This window comes from Mesorhizobium sp. M1328 (assembly GCF_040318075.1).
GTDB lineage: Bacteria > Pseudomonadota > Alphaproteobacteria > Rhizobiales > Rhizobiaceae > Mesorhizobium.
The window spans coordinates 441,454-464,657 of record NZ_JAMYLO010000002.1; the positions used below are offsets into that span (position 1 = coordinate 441,454).

Here is a 23,204-nt window from a genome sequence, read left to right on the forward strand (position 1 = left end):
TCGGAAAGAGTCGCCACCGCGAGGCCAGTGCAGGAATGCCGCAGGCTTTGTACGTTTGAGTGGTCGCACGTCCGTTATTTGAACTTGTCGTTTTTCCCGACAAGGCTGAACGAGTTCAACCGATCAAGCTCGCGACTTTCCGAATAGCACGCCTTGCTATCCTTTTCTGCGACTGGTCGGTTTGATGGCTTCTCTGGTCTCCTGCATGAGCACATCTTGGAACACATGGACCAAGATCATGAACTCGGCAGGCTTGAAGGAGGCTACCCATCCTGCGGACTGCTATTCTCCGAGCCAACATGGCGGACGCTATTCTTGACTCGTTGCGAGCGCCACCCGCAATGGTGGTGAAATCCCCAAGACGGGTCTTGCGCCAGGCGCCTGACAGAGCGATTCTGCGCCTTGCAAGCGCTCTCGCGCGCCAGGCGGCCCGCGAAGATCACGCACGTGAACAGGCCGAGAAAATACATCATGAATCGAGCCGCGATCTACGCACGCTTCTCAACCGATCTTCAGAATGAACGATCTGTAGACGATCAACTCGCGTTGTGCCGAACATACGCCGAGCGCGAGGGTCTGAACATTGTCGCAACGTTTGACGACCGAGCTCGCTCTGGCGGGTCCGTTATGGGCCGTGATGGTTTGCTCCACCTCATGGACAAAGCTCGTGAGCACGAATTTGATGTGCTGGTCGTAGAGGCGCTTGACCGGCTCTCTCGCGACATGGAAGACCTCGCCGGCATTCACAAGCGCCTTTCATTTCTTGGCGTCGAAATTCGTGCCGTCCACGAGGGCGTGGTGAACACAGTTTTGGTCGGGCTTCGCGGTCTTGTTGGGCAACTCTATCGAGAGGACAATGCTCACAAAGTTCGGCGGGGCCAAGCCGGCCGGATCAACAAGGGGCTCCACGCGGGTGGAATAACCTACGGCTACACTTACGTGCTAGGAGATCCTGGGAAGCGGCTGATCGCAGAGGACGAAGCGGAGATCGTGCGTCGTGTCTTCAGGGAATACGTCGACGGACAGACCCCGCGCGACATCGCTCACAAACTCAACAGAGACCGCATACCGCCACCTCGTGGTCGAGCCTGGAATGCCTCTACCATCAATGGAAACGCGCAGAGAGGGACGGGGCTGCTTCAGAATGAACTCTATGTCGGCCGGTTGATTTGGAACAGGGTCCGAATGGTCAAGGACCCTGATAGTGGGAAGCGTGTCTCGCGCCCGAATCCTAAGAGCGAATGGCGAACAATCGAAGTTCCCGATCTCGCCATTGTTTCGCCCGACCTGTTCGAGGCGGCACGGGAGAGGAAAAAGGCTCGCGCAATCACCCATCCAAGCCATCAGCGCCGACCACGGCATATGTTGTCGGGGCTCCTTAGGTGCGGCGCTTGTGGAGCGGGAATGTCGTCAAACGGCAAGGACAAGTCCCGGCGTATTCGCATCCGTTGCTCGGCCGCCACGGAAAGCGGAACATGCCCTGATCCTAAAACCTTTTATTTGGATACAGTCGAGACCGCGGTTCTAAATGGGCTTACCGCCGAGTTGCGTCATCCTGAAGTAATTGCCCACTACGTCCAGACGTATCAAAAAGAACGGAGGCGCCTGGCAGCCGAAACCGATGCGCGGCGCACTCGTTTGGAGCGAAGGCTTGGAGAATTATCTCGGGAGATCGAGCGGCTGGTCAACGGCATCGCCAAGGGCCATGGCGACCCAGCCGTATTGGGACCGCAATCAACGACGCTCAATGAAGAGCGCAAGTGCATTGTGGCTGAGCTGGATCAGGCGCCCGCGGCGACCGGCGTGATCGCGCTGCATCCTGCAGAGCTGGCACGCTACGAGGAACAAGTAAACCAACTTCGAGCAGGGCTTGCCAACGGCCTTGAGGCAGGCGATCCCGAGTCCGCAGAGGCGATGCGGGAGTTGATCGACACCGTTACTGTGTTTCGAGATCCTTCGAGGATCGGCGGAATCGAAGTCGAAATCGCCGGACGTCTAACGGCACTCTTGGGCGAGAATGCCTTCCCCAACGGCGTCAAAGGAGTGTGGGGAAAGGTGGTAGCGGGAGAGGGACTTGAACCCCCGACCCCAGGATTATGATTCCCGTGCTCTAACCAACTGAGCTACCCCGCCAGGGCGGCGAAGGCCCGAAATCCAGCTTAAATCGGCAGGCATATCGGCGCGTTCGCCAAGGTCGCGCGGATATAAGGTTGCGAGGCCAAGCCTGTCAAGCATCGAAGTGGCTGCCGAGCCGGCATATTGCTGGCGCCTAAAGCTTTGCCGGGCAGACATTTGGGCGCACAGGCCGGGGTTGAGTTCAGCGAGGCACGTCGCTATGTCTCGGCCACGAAAGCCATGGTCAGGAATTGATGAAACCGCGCATTGCAGTCCTCGGTTGCGGATACTGGGGCAGCAACCACATCCGCACCCTCAAGGCGCTCGGCGCGCTGCACGCGGTTTCGGATGTCAACCCTGCGCGTGCGGAGGGTTTTGCCAGCGAGCAGGATTGCCTGGCGATCGAGCCGGAGGCGCTGTTTGCCCGCGACGATGTCGACGCCATTGTCATGGCGCTGCCGCCGCAGTTCCATGCCGACATGGCGGTGCGCGCCGTGCTCGGCGGCAAGGACGTGCTGGTGGAGAAGCCGATCGCGCTGACGGTGGCCGATGCCGAGCGCTCGGTGCAGGCGGCCGCCGATAATGGCCGTGTCTTCATGGTCGGCCACGTGCTGCGCTTCCATCCCGCCTTCGAGACGCTGAAGGCGCTGATCGACAATGGCGAGCTCGGCGAGGTCCGCTACATCCATTCGCATCGGCTCGGCCTCGGCAAGTTCCACACCGAAAACGACGCGCTATGGGATCTGGCGCCGCACGATCTGTCGATGATCCTGGCCATCACCGGCACCGAGCCGGTCGAGGTGCGCGGCGAAGGCGCTGCTCTTCTCGACAATCTCAGCGACTTTGCGCATCTGCACATGCGCTTTCCCAACGGCCTGCGCGGCCATCTGTTCGCCTCGCGGCTCAACCCTTACCGCGAGCGGCGGCTGACCGTGGTCGGCACCAAGGCGATGGCCGTGTTCGACGACGTCGAGCCGTGGGAGCGCAAGCTTGCCGTCTACCGCCACGCGGTGTGGCAGGACAGCGGCCAATGGGCGTTCACCGCCAACGAGCCGTCCTATGTGGCCGTCGGCGAGGGCATGCCGCTGACGCGCGAGCTCGAGCATTTCATCCACTGCATCGAGACACGGGCCGAACCGCGCACCAGCGGCGAGGAAGCCATCAGGGTGCTGCGCATCCTGACCGCCGGCACCGTCGCCCACACCAGGCCCTAAGCGAAAACGCCGTCTATTCGGCGGGAACCCGCGCCGGCTGGACGGCAAGCCGCGTCAGCATCGCCTCGGCTTCGGCGCCGCGCTCGGAGCGCTCGATGAAGCCGCCGCCGAACACACGCGCCTCGTTGCCATCGTCGGAATAGAGCACGCAAGCCTGACCGGGCGCGATGCCGGATTCGCCGTCGACCAGCTCCACCGAAGTGACACCGGCGCGGTGATGCAGCACGGCCGGGCGCGGCGGCCGCGTCGAGCGCACCTTGGCAAAAAGCTCAAGCCCGGTCGCCGGGATATCGGCCAGCGGGCCATCGCCCAGCCAGTTCATGTTGCGCAAGAAGATCTTGTGGGTCTCCAGCGCCTCGCGCGGGCCGACCACGACGCGGGCCCGGTCGGCGTCGAGATGAACGACGTAGAGCGGCTCGCCCGAGGCGATGCCGATGCCGCGGCGCTGACCGACGGTGTAGCGCAAAATGCCCTCGTGGCGGCCAAGCACGCGCCCGTCTATATGGACGATGTCGCCCGGATTGGCGGCAGCCGGCTTCAGCTTGGCGATGATGTCGGAATACTTGCCCTGCGGCACGAAGCAGATGTCCTGGCTGTCCTGCTTGGCAGCAACCGTCAGCCCCATCTCCTCGGCGATAGCGCGAACCTCAGGCTTCGACAGGCCGCCGAGCGGAAAACGCAGATAGTCGATCTGCGCCTGGGTGGTGGCGAACAGGAAGTAGCTCTGGTCGCGGTCGGCGTCGACCGGCCGGTAAAGCGCGCGGTGGGCGCCATTGGCGCCGGAACGGATGTAGTGGCCGGTCGCTAGCGCGTCGGCACCGAGTTCCTTGGCGGTCGCGAGAAGGTCGGCGAATTTCACCGTCTGATTGCAGGAAACGCAAGGGATCGGCGTTTCGCCGGCGACATAGCTCTCGGCGAACGGGTCGATCACTGCCTTGCGGAAGCGTTCCTCGTAATCGAGGACGTAATGCGGGATACCGAGCGTCTCGGAGACGCGGCGGGCATCGTCGATGTCCTGGCCGGCGCAGCATGAGCCGGCCCGGTGCGTTGCCGCGCCGTGGTCGTAAAGCTGCAGCGTGACGCCGACGACGTCGTAGCCCTCGCGCTTCAGGAGACCGGCAACGACCGACGAATCGACACCGCCCGACATGGCGACGACGACACGGGTGTTTTCTGGGCGTCCGGGAAGATCGAGGCTATTCATGGTTCTTTCGTTCTGCGCGGCGCTTCAATGCCAATGGCGGGAATATAGGTCAAGCGTCCCGGCTGCGCCAGCTTTGCCGGGCCGGCTCATTTTTCCGGGCGGGTTCAACGCGCTTGCCGGCAGATGTCTCAAATGCCGATGAAAAGACTAACGCCGCGTTCATGATCCTTACCTAACCATTAGGGTCTGCTTAGGCAAATTTTAAAGCTGTGGCGGTAATGTGGTGGGGATTGGGTCTTTGAGTTTTTTGTAGAGAGTACGATGACCGATCTAATTAGACCGCGAGTCAAATATGTTATCGGGCCAGACGGCAGCCCACTTACCATCGCCGATCTGCCGCCGACAAACACACGTCGCTGGGTTATCCGGCGCAAGGCGGAAGTTGTGGCGGCGGTGCGTGGGGGGCTTTTGAGCCTCGAAGAGGCGTGCCAGCGCTACAAGCTCACCACCGAGGAATTCCTGTCCTGGCAAGCGTCGATCGACGAATACGGCCTTGCCGGGCTGCGCACCACGCGCATCCAGCAATACCGCCATTAGGCCGGTAAGGGCGCCGATCCGCGCCCTTACGTTTGCGAGGGGCGACGATCTGCAATTTCAGACCGTCAGCACCACCTTGCCGATCGGCCTGGTGGCGAGGAAGGCATGGGCGGCACCTGCCTGTTCGAGCGGAAACGCCTTTGCCACGTGGACGGCCAGCTTTTTCGCGTCGATCAATTTGCCGAGCTCCACCAGAGCGGCACGGTCGGGCACTACGGACATGCGCTCGACGCGGATGCCTCGCGTCCTGGCCTTTGCTTTGGTGACATCGCTGACATCGAGCAGCGATACCAGAACGCCGCCAGCCTTGAGCACTTCCAGCGATTGCTCCGCATGCTCGCCGCCGAACGGGTCCAGAACCAGATCGATGTCGCGGGCCTTCCCGGTGAAATCATCCCTTGTGTAGTCGATCACCTTGTCGGCGCCGAGCGAGCGGACGAAATCGAGCTTTTCCGGGCTGGCGGTTGCGACGACGTAAGCGCCGTGCGCCTTGGCGATCTGCACCGCCAGATGGCCGACGCCGCCGGCTCCGGCGTGGATCAGCACGCGCTTGCCAGGTTCGAGCCGGCCATGGCGGACAAGGCCTTGCCAGGCCGTCAGGCCGGCCAGCGGCAGCGCGGCGGCTTGCGCGTGATCTATGCCTTCAGGTTTCGGCGCAAGCTCATCAGCCGGGACAGCGGCGAGTTCGGCGTAAGCTGCCGCCTGTTTGGGAAAGCGCGTCATGCCGAAGACGGCATCGCCGACCTTGAGGCCGGAGACGCCGGAGCCCAGCGCCTCGACAATTCCCGAAACGTCCCAGCCAAGGACAAAAGGCGGCTCACCAAGCAGCGGATAGTGGCCGCCGCGCACTGCGCCGTCGACCGGATTGATGCCGGCCGCCTCGATGCGGACGAGCACTTCGCCAGCCTGGGGTGATGGCGCGGGGCGATCGGCAATGACGAGGACGTCGGGTCCGCCGAAGGAATTCTGGATAATGGCACGCATGGAGGCTCTCCTGCTGGTTTGATATGCCACTATCATTTGGATAGTTACATTCTATTGTCTAGTATGTACCTTTATGATATATACGCACCTCATGGATAGCGACGATTGTTTCCCTTCTGGTTATGACGCGTTCCGACGGACGTGCCCGTCGCACGCCGTGCTTGAGACGCTCGCCAGCAAATGGGTCTACCTGGTGATCTGTGCGTTGCGCCAGGGCCGGCTCCGCAATGGCGAATTGGCGCGCAAGCTCGAAGGCATCACGCCGAAAATGCTGACGCAGACGCTGCGTATCCTGGAACGCGACGGTCTGGTCCGGCGCGAGGTTTTCCCGGTCATTCCGCCGCGGGTCGAATATGAGCTGACCGAACTTGGCCAGAACCTGGCAGGACTGCTCAATCAGATCAGAGCCTGGTCGGAGCAGCATGTGCCCGACATCAAGAATGCGCGCGCGCGGGCGGCGGAACAGCAGGAAGATCTGGGTGCCTGAGGCGGGCACGGTTCGGTGCGCAGCAATGGCGCTCAAGCGCGGCGCGCGTTAAAGCCTTGTTTTCAGCCGATCATGGCGCTGCGGCCGCCGGCTTCCGTGTCACGCGCCTTGGTGTCGCGCGATTCCAGCATCTCGGCCTTGGAAAGCTCCGCTTCGGCTTCGCTAAGCAATGATTCGGCGACATTTCGCTGCTGGGCGAGGTCGCTTTGCGAATTTCTGAGGTTGTCGCGGCGCAGACGTGCCGCCTTGGCGAAGGTCGGATAGGCAAAATGATTGATGTCGGTGATGCCGGCCTTCTTCTCCTCGGCGGCGATCTGAAGTTCCAGCTCGACGGCCATGCGCTCGAATTCGGCGATCATCATGTCGAGCTGCAGCAGCTGCCGCCGCTTCTCGCTCACCTGAAATTGCTTCAGCCGAACGAGGTTTTCACGTGACTTCATGATTCGGTACTCCCGGAAACGCACACCTGCACATATCGTCCAATTCACCCGGCAAGGCCCAGGCTTGACCCGTTTCCACCGGCTTTCCCGGAACTATGGGAAACAAACTCCTAAAGTTTTTTGCCGGCGGTAACCATTCGTTTACGGGCATTGTTAATCATACGGCTCAGGACTTAAGGGCGGGTAAAAATTCTGCGTCTCGTCGCGAAACCCAGCCAACGAGTCTGAAGAGTCACTTAGTCTGGCTTGTTAATGTGTCGTATTAACGGTTTGGGTCTGTGATTCGTTATTGGATTCAATAAGGTGTAGAAAGGGGTTAAAAAATCTGATACCGTCACGGACGGGGAATTAGGTTTTATTAACCATTCGATGGCAGCCTCTGCTCAGGCAATCACTGCTCCGGTCCTGGACGGGTCGTGAAATGGTCCGGCAGCAGAAAAGGGGAATGAAATGCGCGTTCTGCTGATAGAAGACGACAGTGCAACCGCACAAAGCATCGAGCTGATGCTGAAATCAGAAAGTTTCAATGTCTATACGACCGACCTTGGTGAAGAGGGCGTCGATCTAGGCAAGCTTTATGATTACGACATCATTCTCCTCGACCTCAATCTGCCCGACATGTCGGGCTACGAAGTGTTAAGAACACTTCGCCTTTCCAAGGTGAAGACGCCGATCCTCATCCTCTCCGGCATGGCCGGCATCGAGGACAAGGTGCGCGGCCTCGGCTTCGGCGCCGACGATTACATGACCAAGCCCTTCCACAAGGACGAACTGGTCGCCCGCATCCACGCCATCGTGCGGCGTTCCAAGGGCCATGCCCAGTCGGTCATCACCACCGGCGACCTGGTGGTGAATCTCGATGCCAAGACCGTTGAAGTCGGTGGCCAGCGCGTGCATCTGACCGGCAAGGAATATCAGATGCTGGAGCTGCTCTCGCTGCGCAAGGGCACCACGCTGACCAAGGAAATGTTCCTCAACCATCTCTATGGCGGCATGGATGAGCCGGAGCTGAAGATCATCGACGTCTTCATCTGCAAGCTCCGCAAGAAGCTCGACGCCGCGTCGGGCGGGCAGAATTACATAGAGACCGTCTGGGGCCGCGGCTATGTGCTGCGCGAGCCTGAAGATATCCGGGTCAGCGCCTGAACCAAGCGCATGATCCCAAAGTGGGCGCCGGTTTTTCGGAAAAGAACCTGGTAAAACAACGAGATAGAGCTCATCCGACTTTCATCGGAATGGAACAGGCTCTGATCAGGCGGCAATCTTCAAGGCGCGGAAGCACTCGAGCAGTTGCGGCCTGTTGAACGGCTTCAGTAGGTAGCCCTGGGCGCCGGCGCGCTTTGCCCGCATGATCGCCCCGACGTCGACCTCGACCAGCGAAATCAAAACTTGCGGCAATACCGGGCTTTCCATGGCGCGCACGCGGCGGATGAGATCCTGCGCCTGCATGTCCGGCAAGGCACCGTCGACGACGATGATATCAGGCATGTCGGCCGCGCACATCTCGATCGCCTCATGGCCGCTGGCGGCTTCGATCACCATCATGCCGGAACCGCCCAGGATACGCCTTGCAACCTTCCTGATGACGCTCGAATTGTCGACGAACATGCAGCGTTTCATTTCCGGACCCTCTTTGCCATGTGGCGAACCGGCAGCGTCGTGGCATCTGCCGGGGAACATAGGCCGATCTGGTAAAGAAGCCGAAAAGCCGTTAGGTAAAATTTTCCTGAAGGTGTTTTAAGCGAAATCTTCTTTCGCAATGCTTCACGCAATCAATCTGCAAGCCGGTCCCACAGATGTTAAGACGACGCCGCAAATATGATTTGGAGAAAATACTTTCCCGGCTCTTAGCAGAACTTCAGACTGCAGAAAGGACGATCTCGTCGGCGGTCGCATGGATCGAAATCGTCATGTTGGCTTCGCGGGCCAGGAGCAGCGTGTAATAGGGCTGCACCGAATGCGCGTCGATCGGCTCTTCCGGCCTGTGGCCGGAATGCAATTCCAGGAATTTGGGCGGCACGCGCAGCATCGGGCCGCTCGCCGCGAGCGCAAAGCGCGGCTCGGTCTCGAGGTTCTCCAGCGTGACCACCAGCCTGCCGCCGCGCGGAATGGCGGCGTTGGCGACGAGGATGAGGTTGAGCAGCAGCTTGACCTTGTTCTTGGGCAACAGTGCGCGGGTTCCGTTCCAGATCAGTTCCGGCTTCTCGTTCTTCAGGAAGGCGATGGCCACGGCCTCGGCGTCCCCGGTGTCGATCAGCATGCCGGCGGAACCGGCGGCGCCGAAGGCGATGCGGGCGAATTGCAGGCGGGCGGAGGCGTTTTTGGCGCTTTGGCGGATCAGCTTCATGGCGTCTTCGTCGGCGCCGCCTTCGTCGAGCAGCTCAAGTCCGTTGTTTATGGCGCCGACCGGCGAAATGATGTCGTGGCAGACCCGGCTGCACAGCAGCGCTGCCAGGTCGGGTGCGGAAAGGGTGAAAAGCTCGGCCATCGGCAAAAATCCCTGCAAATTTCACAACACAATGACCGGGCGATCATGATCACGCCTGTCCACACGAATCACGCTCTCTCCCAAGCATTCTGAATACACAGCGCCTGTGCGTGCAGCAACAAATCCAAAATCATGATTGTCGAAAATGGTGTGTTCACGCAGCAGGGTGCTGCGCGGGCGATGCGAAACAGCCTTCGAACCGCCATCTTCATGTGAGAGTTTAATGGTTGAAAAAGGATTACGGCATAGTTTGCCCCTAACAGTCATCCTTAACGGCCGCCAAAGAGCCGTACGGGTGCGAGGCGTCGGCGAAAGTGCTCCCTGACGGAGATTGGAAGCATGGTTTCCCGATTCTACGACCGGACTTTTTTCCGTGTCATCTCAATGACGATCGCCCTCATCGGCCTTGTCGCCTTTTCGGCATCGGCCGCGCGGGCCGACGAATACACCGCACAGGAGATCGTCGATTCCGGTCATAAATTCTTCGGCGCGACATCGGGCGGGCTCGCCACCGTCGTCGAGAAGATTTTCGCCACCTATGGCCTGCCGAACGGCTATCTGCTCGGCGAAGAGGGGTCCGGGGCGCTGATCGGTGGCCTGACCTATGGCGAAGGCACGCTCTACACCAAGAATGCCGGCGATCACAAAGTGTTCTGGCAAGGCCCGTCGCTCGGCTGGGATTTCGGCGGCGAGGGCTCGCGCGTCATGATGCTGGTCTACAATCTCGACGATGTGAGCAGCCTCTATAACCGTTTTGGCGGCGTCGCCGGCTCCGCCTATGTCGTCGCCGGCGTTGGCTTCAATGTGCTGAAGAACAACAATGTGCTGCTCGTACCGATTCGTACCGGCGTCGGCGCCCGTCTCGGCGTGAATCTCGGCTACCTCAAGCTCACCCAGCGCGCGACCTGGAATCCGTTCTGACCTGCATGATGGCGCCACTGCGATTGGACCTGTGATCCCACGGTCTGAGCTTTGCCGCGGCATACTCTTGCCGTGGCGCCGGATTTCCGTCATGCGAAGATGGCAAAGTCGACCTTTGGCGGTTGCCATGCACAACGGATAGTCATCTTGGTCCAGTCGATCCTGTTCTTTGTCCTCGGCTTTCTCTGCGCGGGCTTTCTGGCGCTGATGATTGCCCCGGCCGTGTGGCGGCGGGCGGTGGCGCTGACGCGCAAGCGCGTCGAGGGCTCGATGCCGTTGACGCTGGCCGAGATCCAGGCGGACAAGGATCGCATTCGCGCCGAGTTCGCCGTTTCGGTGCGCCGGCTTGAAATGACCGTCAAGTCATTGCGCGAGAAGGCCGCCGAGCAGCTGGTCGAGATCGGCCGCGACCGCGAAGCCCTGAAGGAATTGGCGGCCGAGCGGCAGGACAAGAACCGGGTCGTCGCCGACCTCACAACCAGAGGCGAGGAGCTTCGCAAGCGCGACGAGCAGCTGCAGCAGCTGTCGGAGCGGCTTGCGGAGACCGAGCGCGCGCTCGAAAAGCGCGGGCTCGAACTGCGAAAACTGGAGCACATGTATGACGACGCCAGTTTTTCGTCCAGCAGCCGGCAGATCGAGCTGGTGGCGCGCGAATCCGAGCTGCAGAAGCTGGCGAGCGACATTTCGCTGCTGCGCGGCCAGCGCAAGGAGGCGGACAGGCGCAGCCAGGAATTGGCAGCCGAAAGCAAGGCTTTGCGGGACGCGCTGAAGGCCGAGAAGAAAAGAACCGGCGACCTGGAAAAGAAGGTCGAACGCCTGCTCGCCACGCTGGCCGATCGCGAGGACAGGCTGGAGCGCCGCGAGAAGGAACTGGTGCGCCTTCGCGAAAAGCCGAAAGGCGCTGAAAGGGCGCCTGCGGTGGGCCTTGCCGGCGTGCCAGGCAGTCAGGTCAATGTGGCCGCCAACGGCGACATCGAAAAGGCAACCGCCAAGCTCGATGCCGAGCGCGAGCGGCTGGAGGCCAGGCTGACATCGCTGGCACGCGAGAACAGGAGGCTGAAGACAGATCTTGCTGCCGTCGAAACATCGAAATCACAGGCCGGAGACGATACCGGCAGCGCCAGCGCCGCATTGCGCGAAGAGATGAACGATCTGGCGGCGCAAGTCGTGGCCTTGACGGCAAAGCTCGACGGGCCGGATTCGCCGATCGCCCGGGCGCTTGCAGCGCCTGAGGATACGCGGCCGGGGAGCGGCGGACGCAGCCTTGCCGATCGCGTGCGGGCGCTGCAGAAGGCCGCTTCGACCGACTGAGATTCCGCAAGCGCGAGCGCGGGACGCCCCGGCTCTAAAGCGCGTCGCGTTCGATCGGCCTCATGCGACGCTTTAGGTTCTTGTTTTGATGCATGTCGTTACCGCAAAACCGCTGCACACTTTGCGCGACATGCATTAGGCTCCGGAAAAATGATGCAGCGCGATGGCTGACGCGGCGGCGACGTTCAGGCTGTCGAAGCCTTGCGCCATACCGATCCGCAGCGTCTGCAGGCGGGCAAGCAGGCTTTCCGGCAGGCCTTCGCCCTCGGTGCCGAGATAGAGCGCCAGCCGCTCGTTTCTCTTGGCATCGCGAATGTCGATCTGCCCGCGCGGCGACAAGGCGAATTGGCTGAAGCCTTGCCGGTCGAGCATTGCGATGCAGCTGGCGGCGTCGGCAAAGCAGGCGAAGGGAATTTTCAAGGCGGCGCCGACCGAGACGCGGATAGCCTTGCGGTACAGCGGATCGCAGCAGGTCGGATCGAGAAGCACGGCATCCGCGCCAAAGGCGGCGGCATTGCGGAAGATCGAACCCATATTGTCATGATTGGCGATGCCGACCAGCACCACGATCAGCGTGCGGGCGGGCAGTGCGCCAAGCAAGGCCTCAGCGGAGATGGCCGTACCTTTGCGGCCGATCGCCAATATGCCGCGATGCATGTGGAATCCGGCGATCCTGTCCATGATTTCGCCGGATGCGACATAGATCGGAAGCCCGGCAGGCGCCTTGCGCAGGACGTCATCGAGGCCGGCCAGCCGGTTTTCGAGTACCAGCACCGATTCTGCCTCGAAGCGCCGGGCGGCAAGCAGCGTGTCGAGCACCACCTTGCCTTCGGCGACGAAACGGCCTTGCCGGCCGGCAAGATCTCGCTCCCGGATGTCGAGATAGGCGGCGACGCGGGGATCCTGCGGGTCGTCTATGCGGATCGGATTCATGGCTTCCTCGGCGGACCATGGCGTCGGCCGCGAATCGGGATTCGGTTTCGGAAGGCATGATGCAGGATCCGAAGCTCAGACCGTATCTCAGCGTCCAAATGGATGCACGTCGTTCGAACGGTCAAGCCCAATCAGGTGGATGCCGGGCTCAGATTGGGCCTGCCTGCCTCTTAGCGACAGGGAAATCTTGATTCCCGCGGCACGGCTCGTCGGCCAAGCCGTTTCAATGCAGAATTTTCGATAGAGCGAAGGAACCGCATGGGGCCATGCCGCGTCATAGAAGCGGGCTCCTGCTGCGGTCCTGGGAGGACATCAATGATCAGGCTCCTCCTCGTCTTTGCCGCCACGCTTACCCTCGCATGCGGCGTGGCTCGCGCGGCCAAGCTCGATCCAGCCACCGTCAATCAGGCCCAATTCACTATCGGCGAACCGAAGGGTGTCGATCCGACGCTGCTGAAGGCGCAGATCCTTCTGGATCGCGCCCGTTTCTCGCCGGGCCTGATCGACGGTCGCCTTTCCCAGAACTTCGCCAAGGCCGTCGCCGCGTTTCAGGCGGCAAACGGACTTCCGCCCGATGGCAAGCTCAGTCCACAAACCTGGAGCAAACTCGTCGCAACCTCCGCCAAGCCGGTGCTGGTGACCTATGAGGTGATGCGCAAGGATGTGCGCGGACCTTTCACCAGGCGTATTCCGGCCCGCTTGGAGAGGATGGCCAGCTTGCGGCGGCTCGGCTATCGCAATGCGGTGGAGAGGTTGGCTGAGCGCTTCCACGTCAGCGAACAATTGCTGAGAATGCTCAATCCGGGCACCAGCCTCAGGAAACCAGGCAGGACCTTGGTGGTGCCGGATGTCGACAGGGGCGACCCTCCCGCCGGCGTTGACGCCATCGAGGTCGACAAGGGCGCTCGCCAGGTGCGTGTGCTCGACCGTGCCGGCAAATGGCTGGCGGTCTACCCCGCCTCGATTGGGAGCGAGGAGAAGCCGGCGCCAAGCGGCACGGCAGAGGTCAGGCGTGTGGTCCACAACCCTACCTACCACTACGATCCGGACTTCGCTTTCAAGGGGGTCAAAACCAAGCGGCCCTTCACCATCGCTGCCGGGCCGAACAATCCCGTAGGATCGGTCTGGATCGATCTCTCCATCGAAAGCTACGGCATTCACGGCACGCCCGAACCAGGCAAGATCGGCACGACCTTTTCGCATGGCTGCATCCGGTTGACCAATTGGGATGCCGAAGATCTTGCCTCCATGGTGCAGCCGGGCACGAAGGTCGAGTTCAAAGACGAGATGGCGCAGACCGCCGACGAGCGCGTTCAGTAGCAAGGTGGACTTGGCAGCAAAGCGGATTTGGCGGGGCGTTCTCCGCCCCGGCCGCTCAGGTCCCGGCGCGACGCAGCCGGTGAGCCATTTGCGACAGTTCACCTTCGCCGAAAATGCCGTCCAGCATATGCAGCAATTCGCGCACCGCCTCGGATTTGCAGGAATAATAGATCATTTGCCGATCGCGGCGGGTCTCGACGAGCTCGGAAGCCCTGAGCTTGGCCAGATGCTGTGACAGGGCGGATTGGCTGAGCGACACTTTCTCGGCTATGGCGCCGACCGACATTTCGCCCTCGGCCAGATAGCTCATGATCAACAAACGTTTTTCGTTGCCCATCAGCGTCAGAAACGCAGCCGCGGTTCCGGCGTTGGCGACTAGTTTGTTCGAGACCATAGATCCCCCATGCCTTCTTGCTCATCCGCCGCTATGGGGGCAATAGCGTCGGATTCCATAGACTTTCCCTATAGATGCACGCCAGCGATTCAGCGTCACTCGCAAAGGTAGAACATTTCGCTCAAATCTCAAGGCTTGCTTTCCATGCAAGCCGATTAACTCTGCGGCTGTGATCAATTTGCCGATCGGGCAGCTTTTGCCATGTCGACCAGGACAGGCCTGAGGTCGCGTGCCGCTCTCAGCGGCTCGGGGAAGAAAACCCGACAGACATTGTCGCCCGATACGAGATCCATCCCGTCGGCGTCGAACCCGGTGACGATCCAGCCGTCACTCTCGGCCCCGCCGAAGTGACTTGCGTAGAGGGCAATCGCATCGAGATGGTCGGCGTTCATGTGGTCGAGTGCCGATTGCTCGCCGGCGGCAAGCTCTTCGACGATCGCTCCCGTCGCGACCAGATCGGTGCGGTCGAGCAGATAGGCCTTGCCGAAGCCGCCGTTCAGGCTGGCGCGCTCCGGTTCGAGCCGGAAGATCGAGAAGTCGCCGAGCCCGGCATAGAGCTTCGCCTTGGGATTGCGGTTGAGGTAGCGCCGCTCGGCGCGGGCGTGTTCGTTCGAGCCGCGTTCGAGCCGCACGGCGCGGCAGACGAGCGTCAATCGCGGATGCGCCAGCGGATCGCCCTTGCCGGGTTCGCCGACGAGCAACGAGCAGCGCGGGTCGGCAAGGATAGCGCCGGTATGGGCGGACAGCATCGACACCAGGATCAATGGCGTGCCGTCGATGTCGGTGGCGACGCCGACCCGGCTGGCCAGCGGCGAACCGGTTCCTGGTTCGAGCACCGCCAGCGCGCCGAAACGGGCGCTGCGGATCAGCGTCTTTGCCAGCCTGATCGCCTCGGCGTCGGTCGCGCGGATCACGTCTTTCCTGGGTTCGTCCAAGGCACCACCGTCGCTTTTATTTCGGCGCCATGCGGATGGCGCCATCGAGGCGAATGGTCTCGCCGTTGAGCATCTGGTTCTCGATGATGTGCAGGGCAAGTGCCGCGTATTCCGAAGGCTCGCCCAAACGGGAAGGGAAGGGTACTGCGGCGCCGAGCGAATCCTGCACCTCCTGCGGCATGCCGGCCATCATCGGCGTCCTGAAGATGCCGGGCGCGATGGTGCAGACGCGAATGCCGGAGCGGGCGAGATCGCGCGCCACCGGCAACGTCATGCCGACGACGCCGGCCTTGGACGCGGAATAGGCCGCCTGGCCGATCTGGCCGTCATAGGCCGCGACCGATGCGGTGTTGACGATGACGCCGCGCTCGCCGCCCAGCAGCGGTTCGAGCCTGGCGGTCCGGTCGGCGACCAGGCGGATCATGTTGAAGGTGCCGATCAGATTGACCTCGATCACCTTGCGGTACTGGTCGAGCGGATGCGGTCCGTCCTTGCCGATCGTCTTCATGCCGATAACGATGCCGGCGCAATTGACCAGGATGCGGACCTCGCCGAGGGTCTCTGCCACTTCCGCGACCGCGGTGGCACCGTTCTCCGCGTCGCTCACGTCGCATTGGACGGCGATGCCGCCGATGTCGGCCGCCACCTTGGCCGCACGCTCGATACCGAGATCGAGGACGGCAACCCTGGCGCCGCCGGCGGCAAGAGCGCGCGCCGTCGCCTCGCCAAGGCCGGAGCCGCCGCCGGTGACGATCGCAATCTGGCCGTTCGGGTTCATCTTGACGTCCTCCTCCGTGCCCAGACTATGCTGCCAAGCCACCGTGCAACAGCGCCGGCATGGTCACGCCATCGCGGCGATGTGCTCGGCTATCCTTCCCTGGTCGGCGTGGCAAACCTCGCCCACCAGCCTTGCCACCGCGCCCGGCAGGATCTCGTGCGCCAAAAGCCGGTCGGGATCGACCGGACGCGGCATCGAGATCTGCCCGCGCGCCAGCCTCTTGAAGCCGAGCGGGCCGTAATAGGGTTCGTCGCCGACCAGCATCACGGCCGGCGCGCCGGCCTTGGCAGCGGCTTCCAGCGCGATTGCCACCAGCTTGCGGCCGATACCGAGATTTTTGAAGGCCGGCTGCACGGCGAGCGGCCCGAGCATCAGCGCGCGGCCGGCACCGGCGGCGATACGCGTCATCCGTACCGAGGCGACGACGATTGCGCCATCGACGGCCACGAAGGACAACGCGCGTTCGTGCGGGCCACCTTGGCGGATCTTGTAGGCGGCAAGCACGAAACGGCCCGGCCCGAAGGCCTCGTCGTTGATAGCTTCGATTTCAGGATCATGCGCCGGAGTTTCCGGCAGGTATTTCACGTCGGCAAGGCTCATGGTCTTTGCGTTCCGGTATACGAGGAAAGGTTTGCTGCAAGCGGCAGCGTTCGCCAGTCAGCGCTTCGTCAAGCGCGGGCGCTCTTTCGTCGTCGGTCGAACCGGATCACGGCAAAGTCGAACATGCGGATTGTCCGCTAGCACCAATTTTCAGTCGCCGCAATCGGCCGGCGCAATCGACACGCACTCGACGACGCAGCCGTTGACGATCTGTTCAGCGCTGGCGATTTCGGCAGGTCCATTTCATGCCCTACATCAGGCAGGAACACGAAAGGACATTTCATGGGATTGCTAGTCGAAGGCCAATGGCAGGACCGTTGGTACGATACCGGGGAGAGCGGCGGCAAATTCGTGCGGGCGCAGTCACAGTGGCGCGACTGGGTGACCCGCGACGGCGCGCAGGTCGAAGGGCGAAAACGCGGCTTCAAGGCCGAGCCCGGCCGCTATCACCTCTATGTCTCGCTCGCCTGCCCGTGGGCGCATCGGACGCTGATCTTTCGCGTGCTCAAGAAACTCGAGGACGTGATTTCCATCTCGGTCGTCCATCATTTCATGGGCGCCGACGGCTGGACGTTCCTGGCCGAGGACGGCGCCACCGGCGACACGCTCTACGGCCTCGATTTCCTGCACCAGATCTACACCAGGGCCGATCCCGGCTATTCGGGCCGGGTCACCGTTCCCGTGCTGTGGGACAAACGCGAGCAAACCATCGTTTCGAACGAATCCTCCGAGATCATCCGCATGCTCAATTCGGCCTTCGACGAATGGGGAGACGCAAAGCTCGATTTTCATCCGCAACCGTTGCGCGGCGAGATCGATGCGGTCAATGCGCTGGTCTATCCCGCGGTCAACAATGGCGTTTACCGTGCCGGCTTCGCCACCACGCAGGCAGCCTACGAGGAGGCGTTCGGCGAATTGTTCTCGACGCTCGACATGCTGGAGGACCGCCTGTCAAAGCAGCGCTATCTCGTCGGCGGCCGCATCACCGAGGCGGACTGGCGGCTGTTCACGACACTGGTCCGCTTCGACCCGGTCTATGTCGGCCATTTCAAGTGCAATCTGCGCCGCATCGCCGACTATCCGAACCTGTCGAATTATCTGCGCGATCTCTACCAGGTGCCAGGCGTCGCAGGCACGGTGAATTTGCACCACATCAAGGCGCATTATTACCGCAGCCACGAGACCATCAACCCGACGCGGATCGTGCCGGTCGGGCCAGAGCTCGACTATGGCGCGCCGCATGACCGGGCGCGATTCAGGAAGGCGGCGTGATCTACCAATAGGGTAGTGCCGGTTGACCCCCAAGAATCTCCGCGATGCGCCGCAAAGTTGCCGGCGTCGTGCCTTCCGGCAGACGATCGAGCGAAAAGAAGCCGGCCTCAGCGATCTCGCGGTCGGGCAGTTTGGGTGCTGTCTGGTTGAACTCCTCGACCAGATAGAGACCGACATGATCGCGCCGGCTGGCGCGGCGGTTGAAATGCAGGGATTTCAGCACCGGCGGTCCAGTCAGCGCGATGTTGCCTTCCTCGAAGACTTCGCGTGTCAGCGCTTCGATCATCGTCTCGCCCAACTCGACGCCACCGCCGGGCAGGTGCCAGCCAGGAACATAGGTGTGGCGGATGAGGAAGACGGAATTGGAGGGGCGGTCGTGAATCAGGCCGCGCACGCCGAGCGTCATCGGCCGCCGCAGCACGAAATACAGGTGGAACAGCCTTGCCCTGAGGCCCGGCCATCCGGTCTGGCGCAGGACTTGCTCCGGATCCGGCGCCGTCATCGTCCGCGAAACCGTGAGTGGAAAGCCGCGCGCGCCTCGCCTATGAAGAAAAGATGTTCAGGCTCGCGCATATTTCCGATGTCCATCTGGGGCCGCTTCCCGATGTAACCTATCGCGATCTCGCCTCCAAGCGCGTGGTCGGCTACGTCAACTGGCAGCGCAACCGCCGCCGCCACATGCACGACGCGGTCATCGATACGATCGTCGCCGACATGAAGGCCAGCGGGCCGGACCATCTCGCCATCACCGGCGACCTGGTCAATCTGGCGCTCGACGGTGAGCTCGAGATGGCCAAGCACTGGCTGGAGACGTTGGGCTCGCCCAACGACGTGTCGGTGGTGCCGGGAAACCATGATGCCTATGTGCCGGGTGCCTTCGACAAGACCTGCCGGTCCTGGGCGGCATGGATGACCGGCGACGGCGTCAATACGCCGGTCGACCGCAACACCTTTCCGTATCTGCGGGTACGCGGCGATGTTGCGCTGATCGGCGTCTCGACGGCGCGCGCCACGGCTCCCTTCATGGCCAACGGCTTCTTTCTGGAAGGCCAGGCGGAACAGCTGCGCGACATGCTCGACGCCACAGGCAAGCGCGGCCTGTTCCGGGTGATCATGATCCACCACCCGCCGGTGCGCGGCGCCGTTTCGCAGAACAAGCGGCTGTTCGGCATCTCCCGCTTCCATAAGGTTCTCCACCGGCACGGCGCCGAGCTTGTGCTGCACGGCCATTCGCATGTGCCGTCGCTCTTCTTCATCGGCGCCCGCAAGACCAAAATCCCGGTGGTCGGGGTCGCCGCCGCCGGGCAGGCCCCCGGCAGTTCGCATGCGCCGGCGCAATACAATCTGCTCGACATCGACGGTGAAAAGGACAATTGGCGGATCAAACTGACGCGCCGCGGCCTGACCGGGCCGGCGTTGCCGCCCAGCGACCTGCAGACAATGGAGCTTGGCGTCGAAGCCGACGCGTCGATGGCTAGAGCAATTCCAGGAAATGTGTAAAACGGATTTCCGTCCGGAATTGCGTCAAAACAAAGAGATAGAGCGGTTCAGCGTTTCCGTGAAACGATGAACCGCTCTAGAAGCTGATTTTCATCGCGACGATGCGGTCCCAGAACAGCACGAGCGAAATCGCCAGGCCGACCAGGGCGCCGGCGGCGATCAGGCCAAGGCCCGAGAAGAACGCCGACCAGCCATTGCTGCGCGCAGCGATCTGCAGCGGCGGCTCGGCCTCCGCCACCAGGGCGCGTTTCAGGCCGGCGACGGCCTGCTCGATGCCGCCTTCCATCATTCTCTGGCGTTCGACGACGCGCTCGGCGACATAGCGTGTCACCTGGTCGGCAACGACCTTCATGTCGGTCGACTCAGCGAGCACGACGCGGCCGATGCGCGTGTCCTTGAGAAAGCGGTAGGTGCGGCGGTCGCGTCCCATGGCGACATGGCTGACTGCGTCGATCCACAGCCGTGGCTGCAGGCCGGACGAGACGGCGAAGTCGAAACTGTCCATGTCGGTGGGCACGTCGCCAAAAACCGGCGCGAGTTCGGCGGCAAGCAGATCGAGCCGCATGCGATGCGCTTCGCGCATGTCGACGACGACGTCGTCGCGGTCGGCGAAGGCGTTCTTGACGTCGCGAATGGCATCGGACAGTTTTCGCGACTGATCGATCTGGGTGATGTTCTCGCCTGCGTCCTTCATCGGCGTGGCCTCGCGGGGTTTGGTTAACACCGGATTAACACAGCCGCCGGCAAAATGCACTTGCGAGATCGATGGCCGGGCAAGGGTTCGCTGGAGGAGCACCAGCGGCGCCGCCGTGCCTGCGCGAGACCCGATCAGCTCGCCGCCGCGGCTAATCCCGGGCGAAGCCGCCTGCTGCGGCGCCGCATATTGCGACGGACAGCCTCGACGATCAGGCCGGGCGCTTCCTCGACCAGCATATGGCCGGCTTCCAGCACGTGGTGCAGGTGAAAATGCTTCGGCACGCCGTCCGCCTGGCTGAGGGGCAGCATCGCGTCGTCGGTTCCCCAAACAACCATCACCGGCATGTTCAGCGTTTCAAGCCGCTCGCTCGGGATGACACCTTGCCGATCATCCCTGGTCATTGCGGCTGCGAGCTCGACAAGTGTCCGCAATTGGCCGGGACGCTGCCGCATCCCGTTGAGGAGATCGATCCTATGCAGCGGCGGCCGGCTTTGCGGTCCCGACATGGCGGCTAGACAGGCGCGAATTTCGTCGGTGCCGGCAGCCGCGGCGTAGCGGCGCAGCAGCGGGCCATTGATCTCAGGACCAAGACCGCCCGGTGCCAGCAGCGTCAGCGACGCCATTCTTTCGGGCTCGCTCAATGCCATCAGGGCGGCTACGGCGCCGCCCATCGAATGGCCGACGAGATGGGCCCGCTTTATTCCGCGAGCGGAAAGATCCGCAAGGACGGCACTGGCTGCGACCCTGGCCGGACCGCCGCGCGGAAAATCGAGCGACAGCCCATGCCCCGGCAGATCATAGGCCAACGTCCGCGCGCCGAGTGCCAGGGACGCGGCCACGTCGCGCCAGTCGTCGTGACAGCCACCGAAGCCATGCAGGAAGGCAATCGTTGTCGGGCCGGTGCCCCGTTCGGCAGCGTAAAGAGATGGGGTCATGCAAACTTTATGGATTGGTGCCGGGATCAGTCAGGATGCCGGGGGCGGTCTATGCGAGGATCAGTCTTTGCGGGAGGTCAGACTTGTGCGGAGATCAGTCTTATGCGGGATCAGACCTATGTGGGGATCAGATTGGCCGGTTCAAACTGTGTCTGAATTGCGCTTTGGCCGTGCGGATGGCCAGTAAAATTTTTGCGATCACCTGACGTCGCGCACGCGCCGGGAGACGTCAGCTGGCGCCGCCAAGCCCGGCGGCGCGCAGGGCCTCCACCAGCCGGTTGGTCAGATCGGCGGGATATCTTCGCTCCACGAAGGTTGCGCGCGGATCGGCTACGAATTTCGGGAATTTGGCGGTCAGTTCCTGCAGCAGCCTGCTCGCCAGCTTCTCGCGGCCGGCAGCCTTGGCGCCGATCAGCCGCGCCGCCAGATAATGCGATTTCATTTCCGTCGTTCGCAAGCCGTCGCTGGCAAGCGTGGCCTTGTTCATGTCGCCGATCATGAACTCTCCGGCGAAGAGCCCGTAATCCCACCATGTCGGATGGGCGCTGGCGATGTCCACGGCGTGAGCAAGGATCGGGGTGCCCTCGCTGTACCTGCTGGCGAAAACCAGCCCGTAGCCATAGGCTGCGGCCATTGCGAGATCGTAGGGATTGAGCTCATAGGCCTTGCGCATCCAGCGGATCGATTCCGCGGAATCGCCCATGCGCGAATTGAGATAACCAAGGGCGCGGTGCGCGTAGGGGCTGGTCGGGCCCATCTGGATGGCGCGATGGGCAAACGTCATCGCTTTGTCGATCGTCGCGTCGGCGGGGTAGGGATAGTGGTCGGTGACCGCTTCGAGATGCAAGGACGCGAGTTCCGAATAGACGAGCGACGACTTGGCCTCCCGGTTGGCAAGATCTTCGAGGCAGCGGTAGGCGGCTTCGTGCGTCTGGGCGTTCTGGTCGAGATAATATTTGCCGTTGAGCACCAGACACGCCGTCAGCCCGGTCTGGATGCCGCTCTGCTCGATGTAGTTGTAGATCGTGCCCGAGGCGGGAAGAGCCGAGCTCAAAATGCCGGAGATTTGGTCCTCGATGGCGATGTTCGCGCTGTCGCCGGCGGTCAGGTTGCGTGACAGCAGCACGCGGCCGGTCGCCACGCTCTGCAGCTCGAGCATAATGTCGCCGCTGCGCGGCCCGGGCAGGACATCGAACACGAAGCTGGCGGCGTCGGTAAGTGGATCGGGCGGGCTGTCGGCATCACGGCCGATGAAATTGATGGTATCGAAGCCGCTAAGGCCGGCGCGCAGCGATGCGGCGACACGGCGAGCCACGTCGCTGTCGGCCTTGATGGCGATGTAGACCTGGGGGAGGGTTTCAACCGGAGGCGCTGCTATGCTGCCGGTCGCCACCGCGGTCTCGACCGCCGTGTCGCCGCCGGTCAGCAATACCACGCTGCCCTGGCGAAGGATCAGCACACCCAGCATCAGGATGACCAGCGCGATCGCCAGCCAGAAGAACTGCAAATGGCGCTGCAGCGAAGGTGCAGCAGGGGCCACGGCTGGAACGCTCAGCAATGCAGCCGGATGTGCCCGGTTGCGGGTATCCTGTGGCGATCCGGGCGGGGCGGTCGCCGCCGCCTCCTCTGTCGCCGGCTGCGGCTTGCCCTCTGCCTCGGCCTCCGCCGGCAAGCGAATGGCGTTGAGTTCGTAGGATGGAACATAGCCTCCGCGCGGAATAGCGATGCGGACCGGTTCGGCAACGCCCTCGTTGGCGAAATACTGCTGTAGCAGGTCGCGCAGCCTGCCGGCCTGCACCCGCACCACCGCATCGGTCGACGGGTCGAAATCGCCGTCCTTGCCGAAGACGTCCATCGCTATGGAGAAGCCCTTGAGCCTATCGGCTTCGCCTGCCTGCTCGCGCTCGACCAGGTAGCGGAGCAGCTTGCGCGCGCGCTCGGATCGTCCGAACGTTTCGCTGGCAAGCAATCGCTCCAACGTTTCGCGCACTGCGGGGGCGGCAGGCGTGGTATGCTGCAAGTGTCGATCCCTTCGAATTCGGCACAGGTTGAGGTACGATCATATAGCGCTGGCGCCGCCATACAAGCATCTGCTTATGGTGCGATAGCGTACCCACCGGATAAATATCCGGTGGGCTG

At 62.4% G+C, this 23,204-nt stretch carries 24 protein-coding genes and 1 tRNA gene; 10 read left to right on the forward strand and 15 right to left on the reverse strand.

From position 1 onward, the window contains the following. Positions 1-471: 471 nt before the first annotated feature. A complete protein-coding gene (locus tag NKH23_RS06680; protein ID WP_353034539.1) occupies positions 472-2,100 on the forward strand; it encodes a recombinase family protein in 1,629 nt (542 codons plus the stop codon). On the opposite strand, the gene NKH23_RS06685 is transcribed toward NKH23_RS06680, so the two are convergent. Next, a tRNA-Met gene (locus NKH23_RS06685) sits at positions 2,057-2,133 on the reverse strand. The genes NKH23_RS06680 and NKH23_RS06685 overlap by 44 nt on opposite strands. Positions 2,134-2,369: 236 nt before the next feature. On the opposite strand from NKH23_RS06685, the gene NKH23_RS06690 reads away from it, so the two are divergent. Then, the gene (locus NKH23_RS06690; RefSeq protein ID WP_352466761.1) at positions 2,370-3,329 is read left to right on the forward strand and encodes a Gfo/Idh/MocA family protein; all 960 of its coding nucleotides are present in this window, start codon (positions 2,370-2,372) and stop codon (positions 3,327-3,329) included. 13 nt (positions 3,330-3,342) lie between these two features. Here the strand turns inward: NKH23_RS06690 and mnmA are convergent, their stop codons facing one another. Then, on the reverse strand, positions 3,343-4,533 hold the full coding sequence (mnmA, locus tag NKH23_RS06695) for a tRNA 2-thiouridine(34) synthase MnmA (protein WP_352912576.1): 1,191 nt from the start codon (positions 4,531-4,533) through the stop codon (positions 3,343-3,345). 261 nt (positions 4,534-4,794) lie between these two features. Here mnmA and sciP point away from each other — a divergent pair, with 261 nt between their 5' ends. Next, complete coding sequence (sciP, locus tag NKH23_RS06700; RefSeq protein WP_023679563.1) at positions 4,795-5,070, forward strand: CtrA inhibitor SciP; 276 nt, start codon at positions 4,795-4,797, stop codon at positions 5,068-5,070. 57 nt (positions 5,071-5,127) lie between these two features. Here the strand turns inward: sciP and NKH23_RS06705 are convergent, their stop codons facing one another. Further along, a complete protein-coding gene (locus NKH23_RS06705; RefSeq protein WP_353034375.1) occupies positions 5,128-6,054 on the reverse strand; it encodes an NADP-dependent oxidoreductase in 927 nt (308 codons plus the stop codon). 91 nt (positions 6,055-6,145) lie between these two features. On the opposite strand from NKH23_RS06705, the gene NKH23_RS06710 reads away from it, so the two are divergent. After that, positions 6,146-6,541, forward strand: coding sequence for a winged helix-turn-helix transcriptional regulator (locus NKH23_RS06710; protein ID WP_352466764.1), 396 nt, complete (start codon positions 6,146-6,148; stop codon positions 6,539-6,541). Between the two features lie 62 nt (positions 6,542-6,603). Here the strand turns inward: NKH23_RS06710 and NKH23_RS06715 are convergent, their stop codons facing one another. Further along, positions 6,604-6,981, reverse strand: coding sequence for a flagellar export protein FliJ (locus NKH23_RS06715; RefSeq protein ID WP_023719275.1), 378 nt, complete (start codon positions 6,979-6,981; stop codon positions 6,604-6,606). A 450-nt stretch (positions 6,982-7,431) separates the two neighbouring features. Between NKH23_RS06715 and ctrA the strand changes: the two genes are divergently transcribed. Further along, entirely contained in the window at positions 7,432-8,127 is a 696-nt protein-coding gene (gene ctrA / locus NKH23_RS06720; RefSeq protein ID WP_006203583.1) for a response regulator transcription factor CtrA, read from the forward strand. Positions 8,128-8,232: 105 nt separating this feature from the next. On the opposite strand, the gene NKH23_RS06725 is transcribed toward ctrA, so the two are convergent. Together NKH23_RS06725 and chpT are read right to left on the reverse strand one after the other, a co-directional pair. Continuing rightward, a complete protein-coding gene (locus tag NKH23_RS06725; RefSeq protein WP_352466765.1) occupies positions 8,233-8,601 on the reverse strand; it encodes a response regulator in 369 nt (122 codons plus the stop codon). 238 nt (positions 8,602-8,839) lie between these two features. Next, positions 8,840-9,469, reverse strand: coding sequence for a histidine phosphotransferase ChpT (gene chpT / locus NKH23_RS06730; protein WP_023679558.1), 630 nt, complete (start codon positions 9,467-9,469; stop codon positions 8,840-8,842). Positions 9,470-9,853: 384 nt separating this feature from the next. Here chpT and NKH23_RS06735 point away from each other — a divergent pair, with 384 nt between their 5' ends. Both NKH23_RS06735 and NKH23_RS06740 read left to right on the forward strand, forming a co-directional pair. Then, the gene (locus NKH23_RS06735) at positions 9,854-10,390 is read left to right on the forward strand and encodes a DUF1134 domain-containing protein (RefSeq protein ID WP_292660010.1); all 537 of its coding nucleotides are present in this window, start codon (positions 9,854-9,856) and stop codon (positions 10,388-10,390) included. A gap of 147 nt (positions 10,391-10,537) precedes the next feature. Beyond that, a complete protein-coding gene (locus NKH23_RS06740) occupies positions 10,538-11,701 on the forward strand; it encodes a coiled-coil domain-containing protein (RefSeq protein WP_352912574.1) in 1,164 nt (387 codons plus the stop codon). Positions 11,702-11,836: 135 nt separating this feature from the next. On the opposite strand, the gene NKH23_RS06745 is transcribed toward NKH23_RS06740, so the two are convergent. Continuing rightward, on the reverse strand, positions 11,837-12,634 hold the full coding sequence (locus NKH23_RS06745; protein ID WP_352912573.1) for a TrmH family RNA methyltransferase: 798 nt from the start codon (positions 12,632-12,634) through the stop codon (positions 11,837-11,839). 315 nt (positions 12,635-12,949) lie between these two features. Between NKH23_RS06745 and NKH23_RS06750 the strand changes: the two genes are divergently transcribed. Then, a complete protein-coding gene (locus tag NKH23_RS06750) occupies positions 12,950-13,954 on the forward strand; it encodes a L,D-transpeptidase (protein WP_352912572.1) in 1,005 nt (334 codons plus the stop codon). A gap of 55 nt (positions 13,955-14,009) precedes the next feature. On the opposite strand, the gene NKH23_RS06755 is transcribed toward NKH23_RS06750, so the two are convergent. The 4 genes from NKH23_RS06755 to NKH23_RS06770 all read right to left on the reverse strand — a co-directional run bounded on the left by NKH23_RS06755 (position 14,010) and on the right by NKH23_RS06770 (position 16,661). After that, positions 14,010-14,348, reverse strand: a complete 339-nt coding sequence (locus NKH23_RS06755) for an ArsR/SmtB family transcription factor (protein ID WP_352466769.1) — start codon at positions 14,346-14,348, stop codon at positions 14,010-14,012. Between the two features lie 173 nt (positions 14,349-14,521). Further along, a complete protein-coding gene (locus tag NKH23_RS06760) occupies positions 14,522-15,328 on the reverse strand; it encodes a HugZ family pyridoxamine 5'-phosphate oxidase (protein WP_352912571.1) in 807 nt (268 codons plus the stop codon). Continuing rightward, entirely contained in the window at positions 15,300-16,061 is a 762-nt protein-coding gene (locus NKH23_RS06765) for a 3-hydroxyacyl-CoA dehydrogenase (RefSeq protein WP_352912570.1), read from the reverse strand. Before NKH23_RS06765 ends, NKH23_RS06760 begins: the two co-directional genes overlap by 29 nt. Positions 16,062-16,124: 63 nt before the next feature. Continuing rightward, positions 16,125-16,661 (reverse strand): GNAT family N-acetyltransferase, encoded by a 537-nt coding sequence (locus tag NKH23_RS06770; protein WP_352912569.1) that lies wholly within the window; start codon positions 16,659-16,661, stop codon positions 16,125-16,127. A gap of 282 nt (positions 16,662-16,943) precedes the next feature. On the opposite strand from NKH23_RS06770, the gene NKH23_RS06775 reads away from it, so the two are divergent. Further along, entirely contained in the window at positions 16,944-17,933 is a 990-nt protein-coding gene (locus NKH23_RS06775) for a glutathione S-transferase family protein (protein ID WP_352912568.1), read from the forward strand. 1 nt (position 17,934) lies between these two features. On the opposite strand, the gene NKH23_RS06780 is transcribed toward NKH23_RS06775, so the two are convergent. Next, on the reverse strand, positions 17,935-18,435 hold the full coding sequence (locus NKH23_RS06780) for an NUDIX domain-containing protein (RefSeq protein ID WP_352912567.1): 501 nt from the start codon (positions 18,433-18,435) through the stop codon (positions 17,935-17,937). A 53-nt stretch (positions 18,436-18,488) separates the two neighbouring features. On the opposite strand from NKH23_RS06780, the gene NKH23_RS06785 reads away from it, so the two are divergent. After that, entirely contained in the window at positions 18,489-19,433 is a 945-nt protein-coding gene (locus tag NKH23_RS06785; protein ID WP_352912630.1) for a metallophosphoesterase family protein, read from the forward strand. 76 nt (positions 19,434-19,509) lie between these two features. On the opposite strand, the gene NKH23_RS06790 is transcribed toward NKH23_RS06785, so the two are convergent. The 3 genes from NKH23_RS06790 to NKH23_RS06800 all read right to left on the reverse strand — a co-directional run bounded on the left by NKH23_RS06790 (position 19,510) and on the right by NKH23_RS06800 (position 23,085). After that, positions 19,510-20,127, reverse strand: coding sequence for a hypothetical protein (locus tag NKH23_RS06790; RefSeq protein ID WP_254819130.1), 618 nt, complete (start codon positions 20,125-20,127; stop codon positions 19,510-19,512). A gap of 134 nt (positions 20,128-20,261) precedes the next feature. Beyond that, positions 20,262-21,065, reverse strand: a complete 804-nt coding sequence (locus tag NKH23_RS06795; RefSeq protein WP_353034378.1) for an alpha/beta fold hydrolase — start codon at positions 21,063-21,065, stop codon at positions 20,262-20,264. Between the two features lie 229 nt (positions 21,066-21,294). Next, positions 21,295-23,085, reverse strand: coding sequence for a tetratricopeptide repeat protein (locus NKH23_RS06800; protein WP_352912565.1), 1,791 nt, complete (start codon positions 23,083-23,085; stop codon positions 21,295-21,297). Positions 23,086-23,204 lie beyond the last annotated feature (119 nt).

Excerpts from the sequence above, each read along its gene's own strand:
- NKH23_RS06680 (WP_353034539.1), top strand. The coding sequence starts at position 472 with ATGAATCGAGCCGCGATCTACGCACGCTTCTCAACCGATCTTCAGAAT.
- NKH23_RS06690 (WP_352466761.1), top strand. The coding sequence starts at position 2,370 with ATGAAACCGCGCATTGCAGTCCTCGGTTGCGGATACTGGGGCAGCAAC.
- mnmA (WP_352912576.1), bottom strand. The coding sequence starts at position 4,533 with ATGAATAGCCTCGATCTTCCCGGACGCCCAGAAAACACCCGTGTCGTC.
- sciP (WP_023679563.1), top strand. The coding sequence starts at position 4,795 with ATGACCGATCTAATTAGACCGCGAGTCAAATATGTTATCGGGCCAGAC.
- NKH23_RS06705 (WP_353034375.1), bottom strand. The coding sequence starts at position 6,054 with ATGCGTGCCATTATCCAGAATTCCTTCGGCGGACCCGACGTCCTCGTC.
- NKH23_RS06710 (WP_352466764.1), top strand. The coding sequence starts at position 6,146 with ATGGATAGCGACGATTGTTTCCCTTCTGGTTATGACGCGTTCCGACGG.
- NKH23_RS06715 (WP_023719275.1), bottom strand. The coding sequence starts at position 6,981 with ATGAAGTCACGTGAAAACCTCGTTCGGCTGAAGCAATTTCAGGTGAGC.
- ctrA (WP_006203583.1), top strand. The coding sequence starts at position 7,432 with ATGCGCGTTCTGCTGATAGAAGACGACAGTGCAACCGCACAAAGCATC.
- NKH23_RS06725 (WP_352466765.1), bottom strand. The coding sequence starts at position 8,601 with ATGAAACGCTGCATGTTCGTCGACAATTCGAGCGTCATCAGGAAGGTT.
- chpT (WP_023679558.1), bottom strand. The coding sequence starts at position 9,469 with ATGGCCGAGCTTTTCACCCTTTCCGCACCCGACCTGGCAGCGCTGCTG.
- NKH23_RS06735 (WP_292660010.1), top strand. The coding sequence starts at position 9,854 with ATGACGATCGCCCTCATCGGCCTTGTCGCCTTTTCGGCATCGGCCGCG.
- NKH23_RS06745 (WP_352912573.1), bottom strand. The coding sequence starts at position 12,634 with ATGAATCCGATCCGCATAGACGACCCGCAGGATCCCCGCGTCGCCGCC.
- NKH23_RS06750 (WP_352912572.1), top strand. The coding sequence starts at position 12,950 with ATGATCAGGCTCCTCCTCGTCTTTGCCGCCACGCTTACCCTCGCATGC.
- NKH23_RS06755 (WP_352466769.1), bottom strand. The coding sequence starts at position 14,348 with ATGGTCTCGAACAAACTAGTCGCCAACGCCGGAACCGCGGCTGCGTTT.
- NKH23_RS06760 (WP_352912571.1), bottom strand. The coding sequence starts at position 15,328 with ATGGCGCCATCCGCATGGCGCCGAAATAAAAGCGACGGTGGTGCCTTG.
- NKH23_RS06765 (WP_352912570.1), bottom strand. The coding sequence starts at position 16,061 with ATGAACCCGAACGGCCAGATTGCGATCGTCACCGGCGGCGGCTCCGGC.
- NKH23_RS06770 (WP_352912569.1), bottom strand. The coding sequence starts at position 16,661 with ATGAGCCTTGCCGACGTGAAATACCTGCCGGAAACTCCGGCGCATGAT.
- NKH23_RS06775 (WP_352912568.1), top strand. The coding sequence starts at position 16,944 with ATGGGATTGCTAGTCGAAGGCCAATGGCAGGACCGTTGGTACGATACC.
- NKH23_RS06780 (WP_352912567.1), bottom strand. The coding sequence starts at position 18,435 with ATGACGGCGCCGGATCCGGAGCAAGTCCTGCGCCAGACCGGATGGCCG.
- NKH23_RS06785 (WP_352912630.1), top strand. The coding sequence starts at position 18,489 with ATGTTCAGGCTCGCGCATATTTCCGATGTCCATCTGGGGCCGCTTCCC.
- NKH23_RS06790 (WP_254819130.1), bottom strand. The coding sequence starts at position 20,127 with ATGAAGGACGCAGGCGAGAACATCACCCAGATCGATCAGTCGCGAAAA.
- NKH23_RS06795 (WP_353034378.1), bottom strand. The coding sequence starts at position 21,065 with ATGACCCCATCTCTTTACGCTGCCGAACGGGGCACCGGCCCGACAACG.